This is a genomic window from Rhizobium sp. BR 362, from assembly GCF_036528765.1.
GTDB lineage: Bacteria > Pseudomonadota > Alphaproteobacteria > Rhizobiales > Rhizobiaceae > Rhizobium.
Genome location: NZ_JARWGH010000028.1, coordinates 1 through 13686 on the forward strand (window position 1 = coordinate 1; position 13686 = coordinate 13686).

At 56.4% G+C, this 13686-nt stretch carries 12 protein-coding genes and 2 pseudogenes; 7 read left to right on the forward strand and 7 right to left on the reverse strand.

The annotated features are described in order from the left end of the window. Positions 1-152 (reverse strand): annotated as a pseudogene (locus QDY28_RS23945) (transposase family protein); the annotation flags it as partial. 519 nt (positions 153-671) lie between these two features. On the opposite strand from QDY28_RS23945, the gene QDY28_RS23950 reads away from it, so the two are divergent. The 5 genes and pseudogenes from QDY28_RS23950 to arsK all read left to right on the forward strand — a co-directional run bounded on the left by QDY28_RS23950 (position 672) and on the right by arsK (position 3776). Further along, positions 672-950, forward strand: a complete 279-nt coding sequence (locus QDY28_RS23950; protein WP_082960277.1) for a hypothetical protein — start codon at positions 672-674, stop codon at positions 948-950. A 279-nt stretch (positions 951-1229) separates the two neighbouring features. Further along, positions 1230-1580: a DUF3088 domain-containing protein gene (locus QDY28_RS23955; protein WP_004119910.1), complete on the forward strand. Its 351-nt coding sequence runs from the start codon at positions 1230-1232 to the stop codon at positions 1578-1580. 91 nt (positions 1581-1671) lie between these two features. Further along, positions 1672-1887: a hypothetical protein gene (locus QDY28_RS23960; protein ID WP_004119909.1), complete on the forward strand. Its 216-nt coding sequence runs from the start codon at positions 1672-1674 to the stop codon at positions 1885-1887. 450 nt (positions 1888-2337) lie between these two features. Continuing rightward, positions 2338-2544 (forward strand): annotated as a pseudogene (locus QDY28_RS23965) (arsenical resistance protein ArsH); the annotation flags it as partial. After that, positions 2541-3776: an arsenite efflux MFS transporter ArsK gene (gene arsK, locus QDY28_RS23970; protein WP_004119907.1), complete on the forward strand. Its 1236-nt coding sequence runs from the start codon at positions 2541-2543 to the stop codon at positions 3774-3776. The pseudogene QDY28_RS23965 and the gene arsK, both read left to right, overlap by 4 nt. 255 nt (positions 3777-4031) lie before the next feature. Here arsK and qatD read toward each other — a convergent pair whose 3' ends face one another. The 4 genes from qatD to QDY28_RS23990 form a co-directional block, all read right to left on the reverse strand. Then, a complete protein-coding gene (gene qatD, locus QDY28_RS23975) occupies positions 4032-4772 on the reverse strand; it encodes a Qat anti-phage system TatD family nuclease QatD (protein WP_004119906.1) in 741 nt (246 codons plus the stop codon). After that, entirely contained in the window at positions 4769-6004 is a 1236-nt protein-coding gene (gene qatC, locus QDY28_RS23980) for a Qat anti-phage system QueC-like protein QatC (protein ID WP_240535453.1), read from the reverse strand. The genes qatD and qatC overlap by 4 nt, the downstream gene beginning before the upstream one ends. A 35-nt stretch (positions 6005-6039) precedes the next feature. After that, entirely contained in the window at positions 6040-6636 is a 597-nt protein-coding gene (qatB, locus tag QDY28_RS23985) for a Qat anti-phage system associated protein QatB (RefSeq protein WP_240535452.1), read from the reverse strand. Positions 6637-6926: 290 nt separating this feature from the next. Continuing rightward, positions 6927-8777, reverse strand: a complete 1851-nt coding sequence (locus tag QDY28_RS23990) for a KAP family P-loop NTPase fold protein (RefSeq protein WP_004119903.1) — start codon at positions 8775-8777, stop codon at positions 6927-6929. Between the two features lie 152 nt (positions 8778-8929). Between QDY28_RS23990 and QDY28_RS23995 the strand changes: the two genes are divergently transcribed. Both QDY28_RS23995 and QDY28_RS24000 read left to right on the forward strand, forming a co-directional pair. After that, complete coding sequence (locus tag QDY28_RS23995; RefSeq protein ID WP_004119902.1) at positions 8930-10561, forward strand: ATP-dependent nuclease; 1632 nt, start codon at positions 8930-8932, stop codon at positions 10559-10561. Next, positions 10486-11697: a UvrD-helicase domain-containing protein gene (locus tag QDY28_RS24000; RefSeq protein WP_245305019.1), complete on the forward strand. Its 1212-nt coding sequence runs from the start codon at positions 10486-10488 to the stop codon at positions 11695-11697. The genes QDY28_RS23995 and QDY28_RS24000 overlap by 76 nt, the downstream gene beginning before the upstream one ends. Before the next feature lie 85 nt (positions 11698-11782). Here QDY28_RS24000 and QDY28_RS24005 read toward each other — a convergent pair whose 3' ends face one another. Both QDY28_RS24005 and QDY28_RS24010 read right to left on the reverse strand, forming a co-directional pair. Next, positions 11783-13018, reverse strand: a complete 1236-nt coding sequence (locus tag QDY28_RS24005) for a type II toxin-antitoxin system HipA family toxin (protein ID WP_004119898.1) — start codon at positions 13016-13018, stop codon at positions 11783-11785. Further along, positions 13011-13601 (reverse strand): helix-turn-helix domain-containing protein, encoded by a 591-nt coding sequence (locus tag QDY28_RS24010; RefSeq protein WP_015341966.1) that lies wholly within the window; start codon positions 13599-13601, stop codon positions 13011-13013. The genes QDY28_RS24005 and QDY28_RS24010 overlap by 8 nt, the downstream gene beginning before the upstream one ends. Between the last annotated feature and the right edge of the window lie 85 nt (positions 13602-13686).

Below are 13686 nucleotides of genomic sequence, written 5' to 3' on the forward strand. Positions count from 1 at the left end.
TCAAAATCGTCGCATGCGCCGATCGTCCCGCAAACGACCAGAAGAAGCACCTCGGGTAACGGATGGGCGACCCGCCATTGCTCCCGCTCATCCTCAACGAGACTAAAATGGTCCAGCAAAACCCGCAGCCGCGGGCGATCGTCTTCAAACATGTCGGCCTCCAAATCACCGACACTCTTGAATCACACCCAAACCGTTCAGGGAAGAAACGTTAACCCGAGTTCAGAGCCGTGCCTCGAAACCGCTTCCCTTGACGTCGGATCAATCGTGTTGAAGCAAGGGCTGGAGCAAGCCTGGTCCCAGGAGGCGGTTTCAGGTGCATGGGGCAGTACTATTCACAGGATGTGCGATCGGGCCATAGCATCCGCACTCGAGGGCGTCAGCGGAAGCGTCAGCTACATAGTCGACAACACGCGCTTTCTACCTCGGTCCATCATAGCCAGCACGCCTAAATACATTACGGACCGCCACCTGTGGGAACACCAACCCGTCAGGGGTTCCGTGGAGCTGCAGCAAGGCTGCGGCGGAATAGAGCCTGGTCCGAAGGACGTGCCTGTGAAATCACGTGGCACCGATGGGAAAACAAATGAAGAACGATTTACGCCGTGCTATGCCTATTCACGGCACCTCGTTTCATAGGTGATGCAGGGATAGACAAGCAGGATGCTGTGATGCTGAAAACCGATACCCGCCAAGCGAATTGGCGCCGTGCCAATCCAGGCAAATACGATGCTCACCTTGCTGTGCAGCGAGCGGTGAAGGCAGGCGAGCAAGAAAAGCAAATATGCGAGGTTTGCGGGGTCGAAGCGGTCGATGCCCATCATGATCAATACGATGAGCCTTTAAGGGTGCGGTGGTTATGCCGACGGCATCACACCCGGCTTCACCACTACGGCGAAGATATGTTTCCGATCAGGGACTTGATCACTGGCAGCGACTGCAGAAACTGACACGCAGTCCAATAACTGTCCGTACGGGGCAAAATGACCTGGTCATAAATTATCTTGGCAGGCTTTCGAACAGAGGAGATATTTCGGACAGCCTATTCGGCCTAAATTGACCCATACCGCACCTTTGCCTAATCTTTCAATTTCGTTGCGGAGGTGTGGCGAACTGGAAAAAGCCTGTCCGACAAACGGACGTTTTGCGGGCCGTGCAAGAGGCTGCCGCGCACTTGAAGATTGGCAAGCCCGCGCTCTACAATGCACTGAAATCGGAAAGGAAATGAAATGGCGAACCGCGACCGACTGTTCTTGCTGCGCCCGGGCTTTGACGATTCTGCCTATCCAGGTCAGCAGTTTTATTGCTGGCACTGCGCCCTTCTGGAGGGGGTGCTGGCCTCGTTCCCGGATTTGGCGATGAAGCTTAATGTCGAGCGCATAGAATGGCCGAGACCCAGACAAAGCGTCATCGCCCTTGTTGGAGAGCAAAACCAGTCCTTGCCCTTGCTGGTACTAGCGGAGGGAGACAGCTCGCCTCATCAAACAGGGGTTTATGAGGGGCGCATCTTCATCGCAGAGAAAGACAAGATCCTTGCCGCGCTATCGGATCGGCACTGCTTTCCGCTCCCACATCCATAACCAGTGAAAAGCGGTTCTTCACTCGTTCTCAAAAGCCGGACAGAATCACCACTTCGGTGTCGTGACGCCTAAAGGGAGAGGACATGAACGGATGAGACTGGTACGCCTGACCTTGAATGCCGCAGTCTTGGTGCTCGGCCTTGGCGCAATCTTCTTTATGATCGGCGCCACACTTGAATTTCTGAGGATCGATGTGGGCATGGCCGACGTGTTCCGTAGCACCATCTATTCATCGATTTGCACGATCCTGTTGGCATTCGCCGCCGTCTGCCTGGACAAAGCCAACCAAGCATTGTTGCGGAAATAGATGCTCTGAGGCGTGGGTGGGGCCATGGCCCCTGCTCGCGATGAGGTCTCGGAAGATAGCCAATCGGTTAAAGAGGAACCTGCTGGCAAATCACTTAGACCTGAGCCCGAGGCTGGCATACGCAGCCCCCTCCATCCATACCAATGGTCTTGCAGCGACGGTAAATGACTTGCAAATCGCGCATAATTAGGTTGATCAGGGGTTGTAGGAAAGCACTACCGGTGTGGCGGATATCCAAGTTCAACTGTGCGCATATCCTTGGTGGCAAGGCGGCCATCACTTGACGCGGAGAAAGATAATCGCGACATTTCAGAGATGACTATATTCAACCTCCTCGCTGTGAGAGTTCAGATCCGGACCGGCACCTTTGGTGCCAGTACGCGCTGCATCTGTCCTTCGCCTTGTCAGCAAGGCGGTCGACGCCGGTTGGGGCGAGCGGGAGGTTGCCGCAGCACTCGAAAGGCTTTCCAGGAATTCGATGCCAAGGGCCGGATGAAGCCATCCTCCTATTATGATCGTGTCGTCGATGTCTGCGAGGAGCTGGCAAAGTTCACCTGGCTGACGCGTGATGCGTCCGGCTACCTGACAGACCGCTACAGCGAGCGGAAAGAGGAGGCCGAAAAACTCGAACAGCGCGTGAGCCTCAAATCCATATGACGATGATCAGCACCGAACGACCGCCCGTCGCGGCTATCCTTGCCCTCGGTCTCACGCAGATCATCGGGTACGGATCGCTCTATTACAGCTTCAGCATCCTCGCACCGGGCATAGCGCGGGATCTGAAATGGTCGTCGAAATGGATTTTTGGCGCGTTGTCGGCCGGTCTCCTGATCGGCGGCTTGGCGGCCCCAGCCATGGGCAAGTGGATCGACCGCTTTGGTGCCGGTCGCGTCATGACAGCCGGCTCGGCGATTGCCGCCGCCGCCCTTGTGGCTTGTGCGTTTGCCTCTGGCAAGATTGCCTTCGTCGCCGCCCTGATCGCGCTTGAGACGGCTTCCAATCTCGTGCAGTACGGTGCGGCCTTCGCGCTTCTCGTTCAGATCAGACCAAAGGTCGCCCAGCGCAGCATTACCTACCTGACGCTGATCGCCGGCTTCGCCTCGACGATCTTCTGGCCGATCACGACGGCGCTCAACGCGCATATGTCGTGGCAGAATGTCTATCTGGTCTTCGCTGCGCTCAATGTCGCTGTCTGCCTGCCGATCCATGCGTGGCTGTCGTCCAGCGTCACCAGAAGCCGCAAGCGTGCATCGGCCGAGCCTGCAAAGCATGTCGAGCCAAGTCTCTCTCCGTCGATCCGCTCGCCAGCCTTCATGCTAATGGTAACAGGCTTTGCGCTGGAGAGCTTTGTCAATGCCGCGCTCCTCGTCCACATGGTCCCGGTTCTGTCGGGACTTGGGCTCGGAGCGATGGCGCTCATGGTAGGCACGCTGTTCGGCCCGTCGCAGGTGCTGAGCCGGTTCATCAACATGGTCTTCGGAGGCGGCCTACCGCAGCTGGTGCTGGCGCTGATCTCCGCCGTGCTGTTGCCGGCCGCGCTGGTCATCCTGATTGTCACCGCCCCCTCCGTGCCAGGCGCACTGGTGTTCGCCGTGGTCTTTGGCCTCGGCTCGGGCTTGAGCAGCATCGTGCAGGGAACCTTGCCGTTGGCGCTCTTCGGCAGTGAGGGTTACGGCCAACGACAGGGACAGGTATTGGCCATCCGTCTGGTGGTCTCGTCGACGGCGCCCTTTATCCTGGCATTCCTGATGACGAACGTCGGGGTGTTCTGGTCACTAACGGTTGCCGCCACTGTCGGCGCGATTGCCGTATTTGCGTTCGTCGCAATCAGCCGGCTGGCGCACCTGCCTGACCCTTCGCATCTCGCTCTTAACCGTGCCGAGACCTGATCTTTTCAACAGCCTTTGCGAAGGATCGAAGACAGTCCGCTCAACAGATCTCGAGATGTCCTCGACGGTGCCGCAAGGATCGCCATATCGCCAACCTCGCACGCCTTGAACCAATTCGAACTACCGACCGGAACGAAATTTTGCAAGGTACTGAAAACACATTCATTTCGCGATAAATCGAATGGCCCATGGTTTTGACGCAACGCATATTTTAGGAGGATGCTCTCGACAAGCGATCGCGCCCCTTATGCGCGGTTAGCTTTCGGCTCGACCATAGCCCAATTGTCGTAAGTTCTCCGCCACCCGCCCTTCGACCGAAAGCGCATCTTCCGACCACAGTTCTGCGATCGCGTTCAATACGCGGTCGAGCTCCCATGGTAGAACAGACCTGCCCTCGATTTGTGTGAATGGTCCGTCAGATTCGGTTAACAGGCGATCACGGGGGATCATTTTGACGATATCCCGGCCCTTCTGACCATGGATCATCCCTGGTCCCACGCTGAACCAACAGCCCATGGAGACGGCGCGATCCAGCTCTCGCTTTGTCCCCGAAAACCAATGAAGGATTGGTGTTCCTGCGCCTTTGTGCGCTTCGAGTGCGTCCATTACTTGCGTGGCCGCCCGCCGACTATGAATAGTCATTACACGACCGCCCGCCTGGTCGCATAGATCTAAAATGCGATGAAACACCCGCTTTTGGGTTTCCCAGTGGGGTCGCAATTCGGGTGAGCCGTCTAACCCGATCTCCCCTACGTATGTGGCTGATGGCAGGAGTTTTTCAAATAAGGGAAGTTCGCCATGGCGTTCATGTGCAATCTGTGGGTGCAGCCCGAGCGCCGTTCTGATCCGCTTTGCCTTATGTGAAAGAGCAAGCGTACCTTCCCAAGCCGAGGGCGTGTTAGTGACAGAGAGAACATAGATATTCCGGCTCACGCAGGACTGCGTGACCGCAACAGGATCCGGGTACAGATCAAGATGGCAATGGAAGTCAATCACTTAACACCATATAGTCGATGCAGCTCACCGAGTTCGTTTAACCCTCGATCTAGCATGCCGCGGACACCGTTACGATCACCAATATCCGGAGGCGACAAGGTGTGGCCAAGCCACCGATCGAGGCCGTCAGCTTTCACCGAAGCCAACGCTATGGCAACGGAACGAACATCATCGAACGACGCGTGGTCTTCATCATCCTTTCCCAAGGGCTCGTAGACGTAATCCGTCGTATCGCGCTTCGCGTCCCATGCGACGAATGCTGCCCGTCTCACTTGACAGGGAACGCAGCGACCGCAGTGCCGGTAATTGAACCGCTGAAAGCGCCCACAGCTGGTCGAATGCGCGGCCTCGGTCTGAAGGAAAATCTGGTCCTTGCATTCGATAAGCATCTCGCCCTTCGTTTTTTGGGCGTAGGGATTTTCGATCTTCACGTTGAGGCTTGCGGCATCGAGGATCTTCTGGAATCGCGTTAGGAAGACAGGGTGCGCCGTGCGCGTGCTCAGGCTTCCAAGCCGGGAACCGGTGAGCGGCGGATTGATCGCAATGAACCCATTTTCGCAAACGTAGAGCGGGGCGGTGTTGCCTTTTGCGTATTTCTCCAGCGATGTAGCTACGACCACGCCAAAGGTCAAAAAGATCAGAGAGCGCGCTCGCTGTGACGTTTCCTGCACGGTGGGGGAAGTCGCAACGTGATTGAGCTGCAGGTGCTTCGTCAGACCAATTTCCTGTGCGAAATCCCGTTGCTTCAGACCGTCCCCTCGAACGTTCTGGCTGACTGCCACCGGCTTCAATCCATCACGAGTCAGATCGATTGCGCCAACGAGACTGTCCAATCCGCCGGACAACAACACGACGCAGTCTTCTTTCAGCACCGAAATCTTCTTCGGCGGAGCGGGTAAAACGCCGCCGTCATGAAACCGAAGCTTCCAGCGGTCCGTTGTCAGGAACGCGAGCGCCTGCCGAAATTCGTTGGCCATCGTATTCCAGAAAGCTCGGTCGGAAACGGCGACATCGAGTTCAATCTCTCTAGTCCAGCCATCGGCGCTGTCATCCCGCAGTACCGAAAAGTCGGCGGTGATGATTGAAAGTGCGATCGAAAGCAGATCCCATGCCCGTCGATGGGGGTTCAGCCCCTTTCGCCGAAGCTCTGCCTTGACGGCTTCACCCGCACTTGCCTCCGAGGGGATGCGTGGCTGACCATACAGGACAACACGCAGATCGCCTTCTTCCAATGGAAGCTCGAACGATCCAGGTCCACAAACGAGCCTCATTCTGCGTATCCCTCGAAAACCTGAAAGGTATCCCGTAGTGCATCTCTAACCACCGCGGCGATACGGTTCGAGTTTACGCTCTTGCCCGCCGCTCTGAGTTTGCGAAAGGAAGCAGCTACGGTCTGCTTGATGTAGTCACGCACCTGTTTCAGGCGACTGAGAGCCACTGTGGCGGTGGGCGCTTTCTCGATGATTGTTTTTCCGACATCGAGTTCGAACCGACGAGCAACATCCATTGCGGTGAAACGCTCGATGGCGAATTCACGCTGTTCCGGTGTCAGGGCAGCCAAATCGGCATCAGGGTACTTCACCAAGAGATCCGAAAGCGAGTCCTTGATGGCGGTTCGTTCAGCCTCGGCGTCCTGAGTGCCGTCGACCGGCCGAACCGCTTCGACGACAGCATCCATCACCTCGTTCGCGGTGCGGCCCGCAAGAAGCGCCGGATCCAGTGCACTGCCTGCGGGCTGTTGCCCCATAGTTTCGAGGATGCCGCCGAGTGCACTGGCTGTGGAAGCGGTCCCACCAAATCTGCTGGTGGTCGTCCTCGATCCGCCGTAGCCGTTACGCACGTAGTTTCCCAAGCTGCGGCGCATATCACTTAAGTTTCCGGCCTTCGCAAATTCGCCAAGGCTTCGGCGGGTACCAGCGAACCGGTGACCGGGCGCGAGAGGGGCCGCTGGTGGCGGCACGTTAGGCGCAACGGGTTTGTTGGGAGCGGCATCTACCGGCTCCTGCTCCGGCGGATTTAGATCTGGAGCGGGGTCTGGCGGCGCGTCCGGTGGTTGATCACCGGAAGGCGGATCTTCCGCCGGTGGCGCGGGGGTCCACGCGGGCACCATGTGGACGCCTCCCTTGGGTCCGTTACTTGATTGAGATGTCCCCATTATTGTTCGGCCTTCTCAATCGCTCTTTTGACCACCAGCGGCACGCCCGTGCGCTTCCATTTCTCGAAAACGCCGTCCGCCCAAGGTTGGTCTCCGATTTTCGGAACGATCCCCGGAGTAATCTGCGCCGGTGGACGATCGTTCAGAAATGCCGCCAATCGTAGTCCTTGCTGAGGATCGGCTTTCGCAACCGCGAGGCAGGCTTCCAGGATAGCTGGAACTCCCCATTCTTGTTCTTGATGAGCACGGTCCAGGAGACGATCCATAATGATCGAGGTTTCTACGCGCGACACGCGTGCCAATTTGTCGACCAGGGCCGCAGCCATTTCAGGGTGGGTGAGCATTGCGGTCAATATTTCGGCCGCTTCGGTCGTTAAACGGTCACCGGGCGTTATGAGCGGCGCGTGCTCGCGGCTCACATACAAAGCGCCCAACAACTTCGCATCGTGTAGCGGCGGAGGCAAAGCCAGCCATTCCCTCGAGAAAGGAGCATCCCAGGGCGCGGCAAGGTTTAGGTCTTTTCCCTCTGTGGCCGCTTCTTCCCAATCCTTCAGGAATCTGGGTTTGCCGTCATCGTCTTGGCTAACGGCCTTCAATAGTTCGGCGTAAGCCAACGGGCTACCGAGACGTTCGAACAGGAGAAGCTTGGCGAGGACCGCCTCATCCACGCCGACGCCCTGAGCATTGGAGATCGCCATGCGGATAGAAAGTGCATTCAGGAAACGCTTGATCAGTCGGGGATTACCGACGATGCCCGAGGCAGTCGTCATGATAGGCGCAAGCCTTTCAGCCGTATCAAAACGTCCGATAAGATCTGCCGGTATGTTCTCGTGCAGTCCCGTTACATATGCCTTGTCGACGCGCGCGCCCTGCCACGTCTTTCGCAACTGATCGATTATCCCAACCCGCAGTTTTTCCTTTACGTCGTCCTTCAAGTCGCTGTTTTCGATGTAGAGCAACATCATGTACGCGCGGACTTCCTGCGTTCCCAAGGGAGGAACGCGGATAGGCACCTGGATCAATTTGTCGAAGTAGCTCGTTACAAGTAGATCGTCGGGAACGCCTTCGAAATGCTTGCGGACGGCGTGTTTGATCATGTCGTTGTCGGCCGCGATGACGAATGCCGTATTTTTCAGAAACAGGAACAGCCGTATGGCCTCAAGGGTCGAGATCGTCGTCTCGGGGAGGCAACGGTCAAGGTCGTCGATCAACACGACAAGAGTTACCCCAAGCTCCTCAAGGGTCTCCTCGAAATTATCCCTGAGGGCTTGGATTTCCTTAGGTGGTGAGGTTTCCTCTGCCGGATTGAGAAGCCCGGAGGCAGCACTTGCCACCTCACCCGCTTTCGATTTGGCGTCTTCGATTAGTTTTTGGTCGACGGAACCACCTAGAAACCGCTGCCCCAGCCCCCACACTTCGCCGATGAGCCCAGTTGGAGGAAGTCCCATCGACACCGCTATCGCCGAACCGGCAGCGAGCTTCATTGCACGCAGCCAGTTCACGCGCTTGATGAGCGCCTTGGCCTTGTCTACTCCTCTTTCGCGCGCTCTTGCTTCCTGCTCTAGCTTCGTCGCGATGACGTCCATCAATGCGGCGCGAGCGTCGTCATAACCTTGGTAAAGCCAAGCATTGAATTCGACGAAGACGAAGTCCTTCTCGCCTTCTTTCCTCTCTCGGTTAGCGAGGGATGCTTGGGTCAGTTTTATCATGGAGGATTTTCCAATGCCCCATGATCCCGAGACACCGATTGAAATTGGGCGCCCCCGCGCCTGGACGATGATTTCCGCTACGGTGTCGGCCACTCCCGAAAAATTAAGGAAGTCTTTTTCAGTCTCATTATCTGCCCACATTCAAGGCCTCCCCCGTCGCACCTGTCGATAGTAAAACCATCGCACCGAGACGTCGCACCGATGATTCGCGTCACCCTACATTTGCAACGTATTGTTCGCGCCGAAGCTGTGTCAATTTGGAAATTCTTGCCTCGCTGGAAATAGGGAAGTCGATGTACATCGAGAAGGTCAAGATAAAGAACTTCAAGTGTTTCGAAGGCTGGTTCGCAGCCGATTTCAATCGGGGCGTCAACATCATCGTCGGCAACAACGAAGCCGGAAAATCCACGCTGCTCGAAGCTATCCATCTATGCCTGACGGGTATGCTGAACGGGAAATACCTGCGCAACGAATTATCTCCCTATCTTTTTAACCGGAAGGTCGAGCGGGCGTATCTGGACAGCATCGCCGCGAAACAACCTCTCGATCCGCCGGAGATCCAGATCGAGCTGTTTTTCGGCGGTGATAGCGACGCGTTGGAAGACCTGCGCGGAAACGGGAATTCCGAGAAAAACGACAAGGCTCGCGGCCTTCTCTTCTCGATCGAGTTCGACAAGAAATATGACGGTGCCTATACCGAGTTGCTGAAGAACAGGGAGATCAACTCGATACCCTTGGAATTCTATCAGGTGCAATGGTCGGAATTCTCCCGCCAACCGGCGATGCCTCGCACCATTCCCATTAAATCGGCCCTCATCGATTCAACAAGCACGCGTGTGCAGAGCGGTTCGGATATGTACATCTCCCGCATCGTCAGAGAGTTTTTGGACGACAAGGAACGTGTTGCGATATCCCAAGCCCACCGCAAGCTGAAAGACGCCTTCAAGGCCGACGGCAATGTCGGCGCCATTAATGAAAGATTGGCGGAAGCGGCGAAGATCAGCCGAAAAAAGGTCAGCATCTCGGTCGATATGTCGTCTCATAATGCCTGGGAAAACAGCCTCATGACTTATATCGAGGATGTGCCCTTCCACTATATCGGCAAGGGCGAGCAGTGCATCGTCAAAACGCGACTCGCGCTGAGCAGCAAAAAGAACAGCGAAGCGACCGTATTGCTGATCGAGGAACCGGAAAACCACCTCTCGCACTCGAAGCTCAACCAGCTCATCAGCGATATCAGCACCGACAATAGCGGCAAGCAGGTCATCATCACCACGCATAGCAGCTTCGTCGCGAACAAACTAGGACTGGACCACCTGATCCTGTTACGGGAAGCGAAGGTCACACGGATCGAGGATCTGGACGCGAGCGACTTCTTCCATAAGCTGCCTGGCTATGACACGCTGCGTCTCGTGTTGTCGCAGAAGTCGATCCTTGTAGAGGGCGATGCGGACGAGCTGGTCGTCCAACGGGCCTACATGGATACCAACGGGGGAAAATTGCCGATCGACGACGAGATCGATGTCATCTCGGTCGGGCTTTCGTTCCTGCGTTTTCTCGAACTGGCGACGGCGCTGAAAATCCCCGTCGTGGTCGCAACCGACAACGACGGGGATACTGCTGCGCTTGAAAAGAAGTACGCCAAATACAAGGACGTCGATCATATCACAATCTGCTATGATCCTGTGGTGGATAAGGGCGACCTGGTCCTCGGCGGCAAGCCTTTCAACTATAACACCCTTGAGCCGAAACTGGTCAAATCCAATAGCGTCGAGACCTTCAACACGCTGTTCGGTACCAAGCATGATCTCGATAACCTTCATCGTTATATGAAGAACAACAAGACCGAATGCGCGCTGGCGATTTTCTCGGCGAAGACGAAAATCAGTTATCCGAAATATATTCTGGATGCGATCGCCAAATGATGGGGCCGAATAAGCTCGTCATTGCTGCGGCAGGCTCGGGGAAGACCACCTACCTCGTCAGGCAGGCGCTTGCCGTTGAACAAAAACGGGTCCTCATCACCACCTACACGGAATCGAACGAAAAAGAGATCCGGCGCAAATTTTTCGAAATCAATGGCTCGGTTCCGGGCAACGTGCATATCCAGACCTGGTTCAGTCTGCTGATCGAGCACGGCATCAAGCCCTTTCAAGGCAAGCTGTTCGATTGGGATGTCGCTGGCATGCTTCTAGTTTCGCAGAGATCCGGTTTGCGCGGGCGCGACCGGCAAGGCCGTCCCATGTATTGGGGTGAGGAAGATTTCAGACGCTGCTACTTCGACCGTCGAAATCGCGTCTATTCAGACAAATTGTCGAGGCTGATGATACGGTGCAACGAGGCATCGGACGGCGCTGTCATCGAGCGGCTTTCCCGTATCTATCACTTTATTTTCGTAGATGAGGTGCAGGATCTGGCAGGCCACGACCTCGACATTTTGGCGGCGCTCTTCCAAAGCCCCGTCAACGTCGTCATGGTGGGTGATCCCCGTCAGGTCACCTATGTGACCCATCTGGAGGCTCGCCTTAAGAAGTACAGGGATGGCGGCATTGCCGACTTCATTCGGGCGGAACTTCCCCGAAAGGTTACCTGCGATATTGATGTGACCAGCCTCATGACATCGCACCGAAATAGCACCGCTATCTGTGAACTATCGTCGAAGCTCTATCCAAAGTTGGCGGCTGCGACTGCATGTAAATGCGTCGACTGCAGGCAGCCGGTCCCTGGTGATGCGGGTCTCCACATCGTCCGACGTAACGATCTGCCACGCTATCTCAAGACCGGACGACCGGTACAGCTGCGATGGAGTTCCGCCGTTAAGGTCGCATCTGTAGAACTGCCGTCGCTTACATTCGGACGATCCAAGGGACTCGGTTTTGACCGCGTCATTATCTATCCGACGAATGAAATGATGGACTGGCTGAAGAGCGCCCAATCGGCGTTGAAAGCCGAAACCCGTGCAAAACTCTATGTTGCCCTAACCCGCGCAAGGCATACGGTAGCGGTGGTCCATGACCTTGCCGATGGTGAAGTCGTTCCAGGATTCACATTGTTCCAGTAGCGAAAATCTCCGGAAAATGCACCCTATATAGATCTATGATTTCATCCTTGGCGGTGGGGCATCATCTTCCGATGATGACCTTTTTCTAGGTAGCTTCGTTGAATTCCCGATACAGCTCGATTGTGGGCAGATGTGCATCGATAGTCTCGCGCACCTTCGCGGCCATCGGCAGGTTGTTTTTCTCGTTTTTCCACACATCCATAAACCGTCCGACCGTCTCGCGTGCTGTGTCGAGGACCAGCTTTTCGGACAGCGCCGACTTGGCGGCCAGATGTGCAAGCTCGTCCTTCGATAGCTCCGCCATTCTTTTCGTGCGTGAAAAGTTAAGCGCGGCCGTATCCTCTCCCTCGATATAGGGGATTGTCGATAGCAGGTCGTAAGCCGGCGAGAGCGCAGGGGTACGGCGATCGGGGTAGATCAGCGACCAGTTCTTCAGATGCATGTCGCCATTGCCGATCAGTGTGCTGAAGACCAACCGGCGGATGAACTCCGCCACGTCGGCCGTGCTCGTCTCGATGCCGAGGACGCGGGCGATCATCCGGTAATTGCCCTTGCTGTACTTGTCATCCGGCTTCACGCCAAACACCTGCGCAAAATCCTCGATATGCACCGGACCCTCCGGCGTACGGTCGAAACGCCTAATGGCGAGCGCCTGCCCGTGCAGTTCTCCTACCCCCTGTGGCAGGCCGCTCACCGCATCCAGCTCGACCAGCTGGATCTCCGGCACGTCCATGCCCATCATCGCGGCGATGGTCATCATGGAGAATTCGTTCTCCGGCACGCCGCTATACTGCTGGGAGGGCAGCTTCACGATCCATGATCCACCGGTACCCTCGGCCGGAATAGTCAGGCCGCCTCCCTTCGTGGTGTTCTTGAAGGCCGAGAATTTCAGCTGCACACCGGCCAACGAAAAGCGCAATGCATTCGGTCGCGCTTCGACAGAAGCCTGCTCGTCATCGGGCGGCAGGTCATCACCCACGGTGGGATGGACCGTCACTGCACCGGGCAGATCACGACCGAGCATCCAGAGCAGGAAGAATTCCCGCGTCTGTTTTACGCCAGCACGCTCGGCGAGGTATTTTCGCAGCGGCCCTTCCGGCAACAGGTTCGAGAAGAAGGGTGGGACCACCATGTTATATGGGCGGAACTTCGTAATCAGGGCGCCGAACGGGTCCTTGAAGGACAAGCTGAGTGTCGGCCGCTTTTCGTTTTCGATATAGTCCTCGTTGAATGCGAAGATGGTGCGCCCGTCCTGCAGGTTCGTCAGGGTCGCGACCGGTTCTCCGTTTAGCCTGACATCGAGTACCGTGACCTTAGGCATCATCGTCCTCCTCATCCAGCGCGTAGGCCGAGCGCGGGATTGCGTCATCCCGGTCGCGATGCACCGCGGCGTTGCGCAGTTGCCTTATCTCGCGAACGATCGCACCCATTTCCTGACGTGACATCTTGTCGGTCTGAGAATTTTCAAGGCGGTTGGCTGCCCGCCTGAGGATGTCCAGCTCGTCGGGAGTCAGTGGCAGATGGCGTAGGAGGCCCAGGCTATCCTTGAACGCGTCCGCGTCGGCACTCGTCCCGACCCCATACCCGTACTGCGCAGACGATCGCTCGAGACGCGCGACCAGTTTGCGTTGGTCAGATGTGAGGACGTCATTCGACGCCGAACTACTTTCGAGGATGTTGCGGATCGCCGGCATCAGCTTCTTCGGCGCAAGGACGATCTCGAGGTCGAGCGCGCGCGCCACATCCACCAAGCTGCCGAGCCCAGGCTCCATTGTACCCCGCTCGATCTGGGAAATATGGCTCTGCGTCAGGCCCGAACGAGCGCTCAGCTCACGCTGGCTTACTTTCTGTCCTTCCCGGGCAGCGCGTAACTGCTGTGTTATATGCTCTGTTTTATATGCCACGATCATTATCCTGTATCGCATGATGGGAGATATACAGGATAATATATAGACAATTCCGTAAGGCAGCGCAACTCTGATATACAGA

Coding starts and splice junctions, on each gene's coding strand:
- QDY28_RS23950 (WP_082960277.1), top strand. CDS start 672: ATGCTGAAAACCGATACCCGCCAAGCGAATTGGCGCCGTGCCAATCCA.
- QDY28_RS23955 (WP_004119910.1), top strand. CDS start 1,230: ATGGCGAACCGCGACCGACTGTTCTTGCTGCGCCCGGGCTTTGACGAT.
- QDY28_RS23960 (WP_004119909.1), top strand. CDS start 1,672: ATGAGACTGGTACGCCTGACCTTGAATGCCGCAGTCTTGGTGCTCGGC.
- arsK (WP_004119907.1), top strand. CDS start 2,541: ATGACGATGATCAGCACCGAACGACCGCCCGTCGCGGCTATCCTTGCC.
- qatB (WP_240535452.1), bottom strand. CDS start 6,636: ATGCGCCGCAGCTTGGGAAACTACGTGCGTAACGGCTACGGCGGATCG.
- QDY28_RS23990 (WP_004119903.1), bottom strand. CDS start 8,777: ATGTGGGCAGATAATGAGACTGAAAAAGACTTCCTTAATTTTTCGGGA.
- QDY28_RS23995 (WP_004119902.1), top strand. CDS start 8,930: ATGTACATCGAGAAGGTCAAGATAAAGAACTTCAAGTGTTTCGAAGGC.
- QDY28_RS24000 (WP_245305019.1), top strand. CDS start 10,486: ATGCGCGCTGGCGATTTTCTCGGCGAAGACGAAAATCAGTTATCCGAA.
- QDY28_RS24005 (WP_004119898.1), bottom strand. CDS start 13,018: ATGCCTAAGGTCACGGTACTCGATGTCAGGCTAAACGGAGAACCGGTC.